Here is an 11,899-nt window from a genome sequence, read left to right as displayed (position 1 = left end):
ACACGAGTCTAGAGCATGGGACCCGGTCGCACGATGGATGAAACTGAGTCGCGCACGCCTGGTGTTCGTCGCGAGGCGCTGGCGGATGCTCGCCGCGGGGATAGACTTCACCTCGATGTTCTACTGGCTGATGAAGTACGTCGTGATCGGCCCCGTGGTCAAGGCGATCTTCCGTCCCTGGGTCGTGGGGCGCGCGAACGTGCCCGCGAGCGGCGCGGCGATCCTCGCCAGCAACCATCTGTCGTTCGCCGATTCGATCTTCCTGCCCCTGATGATCGACCGCTCGATGTCGTTCCTCGCCAAGAGCGACTACTTCACCGGCCGCGGCATCAAGGGCTGGGCGACGAAGTTCTTCATGAAGGCGACGGGTCAGATCCCGATCGACCGGTCCGGGGGCAAGGCCTCCGAAGCGTCGCTCAACACCGGGCTGCAGGTGCTCGGCGGCGGAGACCTGCTCGGCATCTACCCCGAGGGCACCCGCAGCCCCGACGGCAAGCTGTATCGCGGACGCACCGGCCTCGCGCGCATGGCGCTCGAGGCCAAGGTCCCGGTCATCCCGGTGATCATGGTCGACACCGACACCGCGATGCCGATCGGTCAACGACTGCCGCGCGTGGTGCGCGTGGGAATCGTCATCGGCGAGCCGCTCGACTTCTCGCGCTACGCGGGAATGGAGAACGACCGGTACATCCTCCGATCCGTCACGGACGAGATCATGGTGGCGTTGCAGCGACTGGGGGAGCAGGAGTACGACGACGTCTACGCGTCGACCGTGAAGGACCGGCTGCCGACCCGCGTCACACGGCGCTCATAGGGCGTCCGGCGCGATCCGCGCGCACTAGGCTGGAGTCATGCTCCAGCACCACATCGACGCGCTTGACGCGTGGCGCTCGCTCCCGATCAAGCAGCAGCCTCAGTGGGGCGACGCCGAGCGCGTCGCCGAGGTCTCTGCGCAGATCGCAGCGCTCCCGCCCCTGGTGTTCGCCGGCGAGGTCGACAACCTCCGTGATCGTCTGGCACGCGCGGCATCCGGGCAGGCCTTCCTGCTCCAGGGTGGCGACTGCGCCGAGACGTTCGCCGGCGCCACCGCCGACCAGATCCGTAACCGGATCAAGACCGTCCTGCAGATGGCGGTCGTGCTGACGTATGGCGCCTCGATGCCCATCGTGAAGATGGGCCGTATGGCGGGGCAGTTCGCGAAGCCCCGCTCGAGCGACACCGAGACACGCGGCGATGTCACCCTGCCGGCCTACCGCGGCGACATCGTGAACGGCTACGACTTCACCGAGGGGTCGCGCCGTGCCGATCCGGGTCGCCTGCTGCAGGGATACCACACGGCGGCCTCGACACTGAATCTCATCCGAGCCTTCACGCAGGGCGGCTTCGCGGATCTCCGCGAGGTGCACTCCTGGAACAAGGGCTTCGCGCAGAACCCGGCGAACCAGCGCTACGAGCGCATGGCGGCCGAGATCGACCGGGCCATCAAGTTCATGGAGGCCGCCGGTGCGGACTTCGACGAACTCAAGCGCGTCGAGTTCTTCACGGGCCACGAGGGTCTGCTCATGGACTACGAGCGCCCCATGACCCGCATCGACTCGCGGACGGACACGCCGTTCAACACGTCCGCGCACTTCCTGTGGATCGGTGAGCGCACGCGCGATCTCGACGGGGCCCACGTCGACTACTTCTCGAAGATCAGGAACCCGATCGGCGTCAAGCTGGGGCCGACCACGACGCCCGAGACGGCGCTCGAGCTGATCGACAAGCTCGACCCGAACCGTGAGCCCGGACGTCTGACGTTCATCACGCGCATGGGTGCAGGGAAGATCCGCGACGCGCTTCCTCCGCTGCTCGAGGCCGTGCGCGATTCCGGTGCGCAGCCGCTCTGGGTCACCGACCCGATGCACGGCAACGGGATCACGACCCCGACCGGCTACAAGACCCGTCGCTTCGACGATGTGGTCGACGAGGTCCGGGGATTCTTCGAAGCTCACCGCGTCGCCGGAACCTTCCCCGGCGGAATCCATGTCGAGCTCACGGGTGACGACGTCACCGAGTGCCTCGGCGGATCCGAGCACATCGACGAGGCAGCGCTCGCGACGCGCTACGAGAGCCTGTGCGATCCTCGCCTGAACCACATGCAGTCGCTCGAGCTGGCGTTCCTCGTGGCCGAGGAGCTCGAGAAGCGCTGATCACCTCTCGCTGACGAACACAGAGCCGCCCTCCCCGATCGGGGAGGGCGGCTCTGTGTTCACGACCGGGCGCGTCGGGATCACCCGACTGCCTGCAGCAGGAGAGGTGGACGGAGATCTCAGCCCGAGAGCTGGATCGAGAGCTTGACGTTTCCGCCGCGAGGGAGCTGCTTGCCTGCGCCGGGGTCCTGTCCGGTCACTCGGGCGAGCTCCGCGAAACCGGGCAGATCGCCCCACGCCGCGTAGCTCGCGGTGAAGCCTGCATCCTCGAGGATGCTCTTCGCGTCGATCAGGGTGCGGTTGGAGACATCCGGCACGGGGAACAGCTCAGGCCCCTTCGAGACGATGAGCGTCACGGTCTCACCCGGTCGGCGGTTTCCCTCTTCGGCGCGGTCCTGCACGCCCATCACGATGTCCTTCTCGACGTCATCGCTGAAGCGGTAGTCGATCTCGCCCGAGACGATGACCTGCTTGTCGGTGAGGGTCCGGGTCGCCTCGTCGACCGACATCCCCGACACGTCCGGGAACGTGCCGGCCGAGACGTACAGCTCGACGGAGTCGTCTTCGAGCAGATCGCAGCCGTCGCCGCACCCGTAGACCTCGGCGCCGTCGCGAGGGGTCACGAACGCATTGATCACACGCCCCGCCTCGGCATCGGAGAACAGGATCAGCGGGGCCTCCGCCACGTTGACCTCGATGTCGGCGAGATAGTCCCTCGCTTCCTGCTCGGTCTTGCCGTTCAGCGCCTCGACGGTGTGCGACGCGGGACCCACCGATACGAACACGGTGACCTCCGTGCCCTTGTCGAGTCGCGAGCCCTCGTCGGGGTCTGTACGGATCGTCACGTCCCGCGCGATCTCGATGGAGTTCTCCTCGCCGCGGACGGGGACGAACCCCTCGGCTGTCAGCGCTGCGGCGGCCTCGTCATAGGTCTGTCCCGCGACCCCGGGGACGGCGATCAGCGAGCCCGGGCCTGATCCGAACCACCATCCGACTCCACCCGCGACCATCGCCAGCAGGAGCACGAGAGTCAGCAGGAAGGCTCCGCGCGCACGACGTTTCGCGGACCGTCGCCGGAGCAGCGTCGCGTTGTCGACCACTTCGGACGCGGCGGTGACGTCGGCCGGGCTCGGCATCACCATCGTGTTGGGCATGACCTTCGTGAGGTCGGCCGAGTCGGACTGCGCCCGCTGAGGGGTGGTGGCCGCCGCGACCGCCGGAGCGATTCCGAGACCGCGTTCGATCTCGCGCAGGCGCTCGAGCATCTGCTGGGCATCGTCCGGACGCTCATCGGGAGACTTCTCGGTGGCCCAGAGCACCAGCTCGTCGAGCTGCTCGGGGACCCCGGGGTTGCGGACACTGGGACGGGGGACCGACTCGGTCGCGTGCTGGAACGCGATCTGCATCGGCTGTTCGCCCTTGTACGGCTGTTCGCCGACGAGCATCTCGTAGAGCATGATGCCGAGCGCGTAGATGTCGCTGCGGGCATCAGCGGTGCCTCGGGTGACGAGTTCGGGCGCGAGGTAGGCGATGGTTCCGAGCAGCTGCTGTCCGGTCGCCGTGTTCGCGGTCGTGGCGCGCGCGAGGCCGAAGTCGCCGATCTTGATGCGCCCGTCCTCGGCCAGCAGCACGTTCTCGGGCTTCACGTCGCGATGGACGATGCCGGCGCGGTGCGCGGCCGAGAGCCCGGCGAGCACGGCATCCATGATCGTGATCGTCTGCGGCACGGTCAGCCGTTTCTGCTCGCGCAGGAGCTCGCGCAGCGTGATGCCGGGCAGATACTCCATGACGAGGTACGCGAGCTCGCCGTCCTGGCCCTGGTCGAACACGTTGACGACGTGCGGGTCCGCGAGCCGTGCGGCGGCGCGAGCCTCTTGGATGAACCTGCTCTGGAAGGCCGAGTCGTCGCTGAGGTGCGCATGCATCACCTTGAGTGCGATGCGGCGCTCGAGGCGGAGGTCGGTGGCGACGTAGACCGTGGCCATCCCGCCACGTGCGATGCGGGCACGTACCCGGTATCGACCGTCGACGAGCCGCCCGATGAGGGGGTCGGCCTGCTGATTGGTCGTCACGTCAAGATTCTATTGATGACTGCCTGAAAGCTCCGGGAGCGGCTCGCCCCTCGACCCTGCACGTTTACCCGGAAGCGCATCACCCGTGCTGGGCGAGCCACTGGTACGCCTGTGTCTCCCACTGGCCGTACCGGTCGGGATACGCAGAGATCTGCACCGCCTGGGCGGCATCGGTGAACGACATCTGCTCCCATCCGCCGATGTCGAGAAGGCCGCGCGTGCTGTGCCCGTTGGGGTCGCCCGCACCCCCGAAGAACACCCGGGTGCTTCGTACGGCATCGACGACCTGCTCGGGTGTACCCCAGCCGGTGCTGGGTCGCTGCTGGAACAGCCCGAGCGAATCGCGGTCACCGTAGTTCACGTTCCGAAGGCTGGACTCGACCATCGCGGTCGCGAGCGCGGTGGCGACCGCGCGATCCGATACACCGAGGTCCCGGCCCACCGAGATGATCAGGTGCGCGTTGGATGCCTGCTCGGCATCGAGGTTCGCGAACAGCTGCGGCGGGGGACCCGCCGATTCCACGGCGGCAGGTGCGGGTGCCGGGGCGGGCGCAGCGGCGACGAGGATGCTCTGGCCCGGGTAGATGATCGCGTCGGCGCTGAGCCCGTTGAGCGCCAGCAGGATGCCGGTCGTCGTCCCGTAACGCTGAGCGATGGCGAAGAGCGTGTCACCCGCGGAGACGGCATGCGCGGTTCCGGCGGTCGCAGCGGGTGCGGGTGCGGGTGCGGGCGCGGCGGCGGGGGCTGCGGTCGGCATCGAGGCGGGTGAGCCGGAGAGGGCGAGCGTCTGACCGGGGTAGATGACCGATGACCGGTCGAGGCCGTTGGCCGCGAGCACGGCGTCGACGGTCGTGCCGTACTTCTGCGCTATCCCGAACACCGTGTCTCCGGCGACGACCGCGTGAGAGGCGACGGCCGCCGGCGCCGGTGCTGCGGATGAGCCGCCGGTCAGTGCCAGCGTCTGCCCCGGGTGGATCACCGACCTCCAGGAGAGTCCGTTCCACGCGAGCACGTCAGAGGTGCGGAGAGAGAACCGGGTGGCGATCGTGAAGACGGTATCACCGGGCTGCACCGTGTACGAGGCGGGAGCGGCTTCGGTGGCGACCGCACGCATCGGAAGCGGACCGGGTGAGTGCACCGTCGGAGCGCTGTCTGCGGCGGCGGGGGGCGGAGCTGCGGCGAGGGCCCCCGAGAGCGTCCCCAGGACGGCAGCGGGCACTCCGAGTCTCAGATAGCGCGTTCGACGCGCGGCGGTGTGCGTTGTCAAGGTGTCTCCCTTGGTCGACGTCCGCCCACGCTGTCACGTCTGTATACGGAAGTCAACAGAAGTGACTCATGGTGACAGCGTGACAGGAGTGAAGAATGTGCGGCGCGCGCTCTGAGGTGAGATAGTTGCTGTGTGTCTGCGCCGTCTGAGAACCACCCCGCCGAGAGCCTGTCGTCCGCCGAGCAGATCGGCGATGCGGCGGTGACCCCCACCGACTGGCTCACGATGCCCGATCTCGTCGAGGTCCTCGACGAGCCCCTCGGTCGAGTCCGCAGACTCATCGACGAGCACTACCTGGTGGGCTCGCGCCGCTCCGGCGTGTTCGCGGTCCCGTCCGTGTTCATCGTCGACGGCCACCCGCTGCCCTCTCTGCGAGGCACCATCATCGTGCTCCAGGACGCGGGCTTCTCAGACGATGAGGTCGTCGACTGGCTCCTGGCCGACGAGGAGACGCTCGGCCGGTCACCGATCGCCGCACTGCTCGCCGGTCACAAGAGCGAGGTCCGTCGCCTCGCCCGCACGCTCGCCTGATCCTCGCCGCCGCGGAGCCTCGGGCCCGCAGTCGCACGATCCCGTCTCACGCTGCTCGACCGCGATCGTGACTCAGGCGGCTCGTACCGTCGCGGCACGGGCGAGATCGCGCAGGTCGCCGACGGCGGCGTTGTCGAGGCGTGCTCCGGAGAGAGCCCGATCCGCCTCGATCGCATAGTCGGAGATCATCGTCTCCACCTGCTCGAGGGCGCCCGACGCCGAGATCGTCGCCTGCAGGAACGCGATCTGCTCGGCGGTGAGCTCCGGGTCGCCGAGCATCTCATCGAAGAGGGTGCGCGTCGACGTCTCGAGAGTCTGACGGGTGAGGGCCACCAGTACGGTGCGCTTGCCCTCGCGAAGGTCGTCGCCTGCGGGCTTGCCGGTGACGGACGCATCGCCGAAGACTCCGAGCACGTCGTCGCGCAGTTGGAAGGCCATGCCGACCGGATGGCCGAAGCGCCGCAGTGCGAGGACCTGGTCGTCCGCGGCGCCGGCCATCGCCGCGCCGAGCACGAGCGGCTGCTCGATGCTGTAGCGCGCCGACTTGAGCGAGACGACCCGGAGTGCGCGTTCGACGTGCGAATCCGTCGCGTTCACGCTCCACGCCGATTCCTCGGCGATGTCGAGGAACTGCCCGACGGTGACATCGCGTCGCATGCGCGCGTACTCGCGGCGTACGGACGCCGCGTGGGGGAGCGCCGCGACGGCATCCTCGAACAGATCGTCGCTCCAGGCGACGAGAAGGTCTCCGAGCAGGATCGCCGAGGAACGGCCGAACGTGGCGGCGTCGCCCCACCACCCGGCGTCGCGATGGGAGCGCTCGAGAGCGCGATGTGCGGCAGGGCGACCTCGTCGGGTGTCGGAGTTGTCGATGAGATCGTCGTGCACGAGGGCTGCTGACTGGAAGATCTCGAGAGAGGCGCAGACATCCCACAGAGCGATCGATTCGACGGCCGAGCGGTCGGCGAATCGAGCAACGCCCCGCCACCCGGCGTGGCAGAAGCGGGCGCGCAGACGCTTGCCGCCGACGAGGGTGTCGGCGGCGGAATCGATCAGCGCGGATGCGTCGGGGCCGTACTCGGCGGATTCGACTCGCATCCTCTCGAGGAAGGAACTCAGGCGTTCGGCGACGGCGTCGGAGACGAGTGTGGGGGACGGCACGACTCCCAGCATACGTAAAGCCAATCCGGGGTCCGACAGCTAGCCTCGGGCGACATACCGCGCGTAGAATGGACGGACGATACCCGAGGGGGACGAAATGCCACTCTCCGAACAGGAGCAGCGTCTGCTCGACGAGATGGAACGCCATCTCCTCCACAACGACGCCGATGTCGTGAGCGCGCCGTCAGGCGACCGAGCTCTCAGCTACCGGAATCTGGTCTATGGGGCTCTTCTGCTCCTCGCCGGCGTCGGTGGCCTGATCGTCGGCGTGGTGCTCGGCGATGTCTGGGGGGTCGTGGTCGGCGTCATCGGCTTCGCCGCGATGCTGGGCGGCGTGATGCTCGCAGTGACTCCCGTGCGCAAGCCGCTGTCGGCGGTGCCGCGCGAGCGGGCGCCCAAGCAGCACAGTTCCGCGTCCTTCATGGACCGCATGAACGATCGATGGGATCGGCGGCAGGACGGTCACTGACCCTCCTCCACATCTTCTTCCGAAGGCCCGGATGCTCTGAGCATCCGGGCCTTCGTCGTTCCCGGATGCGATCGTCTGCGCCGTCGCGCTTTCCGGGAACGTGAAAGTGCTCCACTGGTCCTCCACCGGCCCTCCACTGGCGCTCCACCTGCCTCCACCGCGTGATCTCGCGGTTCACGTATGCGCGCTTGACGGCCAGGGGAGGATTTCTGCCAATTGACCGTAGGTTTGTGGAGGAAAGTGGAGTAAAGTGGGGCGCACCTCGAGTTGGCCGGACGGAGAGGGGGTGATGGCTGATGTTGCTGGGAACGCATTCTCCGAAGCTGGACGACAAGGGCAGGGTCATCCTCCCCGCGAAGTTCCGCGAAGACCTCGGTGGCGGCATCGTCGTCACCCGTGGACAGGAACGCTGCCTCTACGTGTTCAGCACGGCCGAGTTCGAGGCGATGCACGAGCGGATCCGTCAGGCGCCGCTCGCGAACAAACAGGCGCGTGACTTCATGCGCCTGTTCCTCTCCGGAGCGAGTGCGGAGATGCCCGACAGCCAGAACCGCATCACCATCCCCGCGCACCTGCGTCAGTACGCGGGTCTGCAGAAGGAGCTCATCGTCACCGGAGTCGGCGCGCACGCCGAGATCTGGGATGCCGAGAGCTGGAACACCTACCTCGCAGCCGGCGAGGAGTCGTACTCCGAACTCGAGCAGGAGGTGATCCCGGGACTGTTCTGACCACGGCTGTGATGCCCCGCCGCTCCCGCCCCGACACACTTCCCCGGTGCCGGGTCGAGAAGCGGAGGGGGATCAGGGCCCTGGTCACCGAGATACAGAGATCACCCGAGAGAGATCATGAGCCTCCGCGACATCCACACCCCCGTACTGCTCGAGCGCTGCGTCGAACTGCTCGCTCCCGCGCTCCAGCACGACGGAGCGGTGCTGGTCGATGCCACGCTCGGCATGGGCGGGCATTCCGAGGCGCTGCTCGAGCGTTTCCCGAACATCCGTCTCGTCGGGCTCGACCGTGACACCGATGCGCTGCGGATCGCGGGGGAGCGTCTCTCGCGCTTCGCCGATCGGATCACGCTCGTGCACACGGTGTACGACGAGATCGGTCTGCACGCACAGGGAGCATCCGGCATCCTCTTCGACCTCGGGGTGTCGTCGCTACAGCTCGACGAGGCGGAGCGCGGGTTCGCGTACTCGAAGGATGCTCCGCTCGACATGCGCATGGACCAGACGAAGGGCGTCACCGCGGCTGAGGTCATCTCCACCTACAGCGAGGGCAACCTGCGACGCATCTTCGAGCGTTACGGCGAGGAGAAGCTGGCGGGGCGCTACGCGCGCTTCATCATCGCCGCTCGCGAGAAGCAGCCGATCACGCGCTCGGGTGAACTCGTCGAGATCCTCATCGCAGCGACGCCGGCCGCGGCGCAGCGCGCCGGCCACCCGGCCAAGCGCGTGTTCCAGGCGCTGCGCATCGAGGTGAACGCCGAACTCAACGTCCTCGCCGATGCGATTCCCTCCGCGATGGATGCACTCGCTGTGGGGGGACGCATCGTCGTGATGTCGTACCAGTCGCTGGAGGACCGCCTCGTCAAGCAGGCCTTCGCGGCAGGGGCCGCGTCCACCGCTCCGAAGGGGCTCCCGGTCGAGCTCCCCGAGCACGCGCCGCGCTTCACGATCATCACGCGCGGCGCCGAACTCGCCGATGACGAGGAGCGGGCGCGCAACCCGCGCGCCATCCCCGTACGTCTGCGCGCAGCCGAGAAGGTCAGGGAGAGCGCATGAGTCTCAACGCCGCCGTCCGCAAGCCGCGTGCACTGCCCGCATCGCCGGACCGCTCGAGCGACCGTACTCCGAACCGTCGGCTCCAGCCGGTCACCGGCACGCCGGTGCGCCGCAAGCCGAAGCTCGCCTACGCGCTCGTCGCGGTGGCGGGAGCGATGGCGATAGGCGCCGCGCAGATCGGCCTCTCCCTGGCGATCACGCAGGACTCCTTCGTCCTCGCCGGCCTCTCCTCGCAGCAGCACGAGCTCGATCTGCGCACGGATGCTCTTCAGGAGGATCTGACGGGGATGAGCTCGCCGCAGTCCCTCGCCACCAGCGCCGCCGGACTCGGGATGATCGTCGCCGGATCGCCCTCCTATCTCCGACTCAGTGACGGCGCCGTGTTCGGCGCCGTCACCGGTGCGGGGGGAGTGTCGACGATCAACCCCAACGGTGCCGGGGCGGTGAGCAACGCCCTGTTGCAGCACCCGGTGGTCGCTCCGACCACGGGCGATGACGGCGACTCGGCGGACGCCGCGCTGCCGCCCGCGCAGGAGCTGCCGCCCGCCATCACCGACGGACTTCCGAGCCCCACGACCCGCTGACACATCCACGACCATCACGAACTGACGGAGACAGTCCATGACGACACGAGCCACCCGGAGCCCCCGGCGACGCACGGTCGTCGCGCTGGCAGTGATCCTCGCGATCCTCGCCGCGTTCGTCGTGCGCCTGATCGACATCCAGGTCGTCAAGGCCGATGAGCACGTCAGCGAATCGCTCAAGTACATCTCGGTGGGGACACCCCTTCCGGGGCAGCGCGGATCGATCGTCGACGCCGGTGGGACGGTTCTCGCGGAGAGCGTCACCGTCTACGACTGGAGCATCGATCCGCAGGTGGTCTTCCTGCTCGAGGACGACGAGAAGAACCCGCCGGAGATCCCCTGGGCCGAGGCCGCGCAGCGCATCGCAGCGATCACGGGTCTCGACCCGGAGACCCTGCGCACCGAGGTCGAGTCCCAGCACGCTGCCGATCCCGATTCTCGCTGGTATCAGGTGAAGAAGGGGCTCAGCACCGAGCAGCACATCGAGCTCAAGGACCTCAAGGCGCAGGGGCTGCCCTACATGCACTTCACCGCGCGGGAGACGCGCGTGTACCCGAACGGCGCCGTCGCCGGCAACGTCATCGGCTACCTGGACGGCGAGGGGGAGGCGCAGGCGGGCGTCGAGAAGATGGACAGCCAGTGCCTGGCCCCCACCGACGGCGAGGAGAGCTACCGCACGGGCAAGGACGGCGTGATCATCCCGGGCAGCGAGACCAGGGTCGACGCGATCGACGGCGGCTCCGTGCAGCTGACGATCAACAGCGACCTGCAGTGGTACATGCAGCAGATGATCGCGGAAGAGGCCCAGGCGCAGGGCGCCAAAGGCGGCACCGTGACCGTCGTCGAGGTGAAGACCGGCAAGATCCGTGCGGCCGCGGAGTGGCCGACCATGGATCCCAACGACCTCGACGCCTCAGGCTCCGACACGTGGGGAAGCATGCTGTTCTCCCGCACCTTCGAGCCGGGATCGACGTTCAAGGCCGTCACGGCCGCTGCCGTGATGGAGAACGCCGGCGTGACGATGTCCAGCCCGACGGTGACCGCTGCCTCGCACGAGAAGTTCGAGAACGGCGCCGTGATCAACGATGCGTTCGTGCACCCGGCCTTCCAGTACACCCTGGCGGGCGCCCTGATCGACTCGTCGAACGTGGCGCTGTCGAAGTTCGGCACGATGGTGAGCCCCGACGTGCGCTACGACTACCTGCAGCGTTTCGGGGTCGGCCAGACGACCGTCGGCTTCCCGAATGAGCAGGGCGGCGAACTCCATCCGACCGCCGATTGGGACAACCAGTCGCTGTACACCACGACGTTCGGTCAGTACTTCACCGTCACGGCTCCCCAGGTCGCCGGCGCCTACCAGGCCATCGCGAACGGCGGCGAGAAGATCGACCTCTCCCTCATCGAGTCGTGCACCGCGGCCGACGGCACGGTCGTGACGCCGGAGGCTCCGGAGCACAATCAGATCATTGCGCCGCAGACGGCCGCAGACCTCACGCGGATGCTCGAGAACGTCGCCGTGCAGGGCGGCAACGCCGAGCGCATCCAGGTCCCGGGGTACCGGGTCACCAGCAAGACCGGTACTGCGCAGGTGCCGGACGGCAACGGCGGGTACAAGCAGGGCATCTACTACACCAGCATGGTGGGCTTCGCGCCGGTCGACGACCCGCAGTACGTCGTCGTGGTGACACTCGACGAGCCGACTAGAATTACATCGTCTGCCGCTACCGCCCCGGCCTTCCAGAAGGCGATGACCCAGACCATGAAGACCTATCGCGTGATGCCATCCTCCACTCCGATGGACGCGCTGCTTCCCAAGTTCGAATAGTCGGCGCTTCCGCG

Annotated in this window: 11 protein-coding genes; 8 read left to right on the top strand and 3 right to left on the bottom strand. The window is 67.9% G+C overall.

The annotated features are described in order from the left end of the window. The first annotated feature begins 115 nt into the window (after positions 1-115). The gene (locus IXW21_RS06535; RefSeq protein WP_194763506.1) at positions 116-814 is read left to right on the top strand and encodes a lysophospholipid acyltransferase family protein; all 699 of its coding nucleotides are present in this window, start codon (positions 116-118) and stop codon (positions 812-814) included. A gap of 37 nt (positions 815-851) precedes the next feature. Beyond that, the gene (locus IXW21_RS06530) at positions 852-2,192 is read left to right on the top strand and encodes a class II 3-deoxy-7-phosphoheptulonate synthase (protein WP_194763453.1); all 1,341 of its coding nucleotides are present in this window, start codon (positions 852-854) and stop codon (positions 2,190-2,192) included. Between the two features lie 119 nt (positions 2,193-2,311). Here the strand turns inward: IXW21_RS06530 and pknB are convergent, their stop codons facing one another. After that, positions 2,312-4,264 (bottom strand): Stk1 family PASTA domain-containing Ser/Thr kinase, encoded by a 1,953-nt coding sequence (pknB, locus tag IXW21_RS06525; protein ID WP_194763452.1) that lies wholly within the window; start codon positions 4,262-4,264, stop codon positions 2,312-2,314. Between the two features lie 79 nt (positions 4,265-4,343). Then, complete coding sequence (locus IXW21_RS06520) at positions 4,344-5,531, bottom strand: LysM peptidoglycan-binding domain-containing protein (protein ID WP_194763451.1); 1,188 nt, start codon at positions 5,529-5,531, stop codon at positions 4,344-4,346. A gap of 186 nt (positions 5,532-5,717) precedes the next feature. Between IXW21_RS06520 and IXW21_RS06515 the strand changes: the two genes are divergently transcribed. Beyond that, on the top strand, positions 5,718-6,062 hold the full coding sequence (locus IXW21_RS06515; protein ID WP_323742183.1) for an Rv2175c family DNA-binding protein: 345 nt from the start codon (positions 5,718-5,720) through the stop codon (positions 6,060-6,062). 72 nt (positions 6,063-6,134) lie between these two features. Here IXW21_RS06515 and IXW21_RS06510 read toward each other — a convergent pair whose 3' ends face one another. Then, a complete protein-coding gene (locus IXW21_RS06510; RefSeq protein WP_194763450.1) occupies positions 6,135-7,235 on the bottom strand; it encodes a polyprenyl synthetase family protein in 1,101 nt (366 codons plus the stop codon). Positions 7,236-7,320: 85 nt separating this feature from the next. On the opposite strand from IXW21_RS06510, the gene IXW21_RS06505 reads away from it, so the two are divergent. The 5 genes from IXW21_RS06505 to IXW21_RS06485 all read left to right on the top strand — a co-directional run bounded on the left by IXW21_RS06505 (position 7,321) and on the right by IXW21_RS06485 (position 11,885). Then, positions 7,321-7,692 (top strand): DUF3040 domain-containing protein, encoded by a 372-nt coding sequence (locus IXW21_RS06505; RefSeq protein ID WP_194763449.1) that lies wholly within the window; start codon positions 7,321-7,323, stop codon positions 7,690-7,692. Positions 7,693-7,988: 296 nt separating this feature from the next. Beyond that, the gene (gene mraZ / locus IXW21_RS06500) at positions 7,989-8,420 is read left to right on the top strand and encodes a division/cell wall cluster transcriptional repressor MraZ (RefSeq protein WP_194763448.1); all 432 of its coding nucleotides are present in this window, start codon (positions 7,989-7,991) and stop codon (positions 8,418-8,420) included. A gap of 117 nt (positions 8,421-8,537) precedes the next feature. Next, positions 8,538-9,476 (top strand): 16S rRNA (cytosine(1402)-N(4))-methyltransferase RsmH, encoded by a 939-nt coding sequence (gene rsmH, locus IXW21_RS06495; RefSeq protein ID WP_194763447.1) that lies wholly within the window; start codon positions 8,538-8,540, stop codon positions 9,474-9,476. Beyond that, entirely contained in the window at positions 9,473-10,060 is a 588-nt protein-coding gene (locus tag IXW21_RS06490) for a hypothetical protein (RefSeq protein ID WP_194763446.1), read from the top strand. Before rsmH ends, IXW21_RS06490 begins: the two co-directional genes overlap by 4 nt. A 37-nt stretch (positions 10,061-10,097) precedes the next feature. Further along, positions 10,098-11,885: a peptidoglycan D,D-transpeptidase FtsI family protein gene (locus tag IXW21_RS06485; RefSeq protein WP_194763445.1), complete on the top strand. Its 1,788-nt coding sequence runs from the start codon at positions 10,098-10,100 to the stop codon at positions 11,883-11,885. Positions 11,886-11,899: the final 14 nt, after the last annotated feature.

This window comes from Microbacterium sp. UFMG61 (genome assembly GCF_015354505.1).
GTDB lineage: Bacteria > Actinomycetota > Actinomycetes > Actinomycetales > Microbacteriaceae > Microbacterium.
This window is presented reverse-complemented; position numbering and strand designations above follow the sequence as displayed.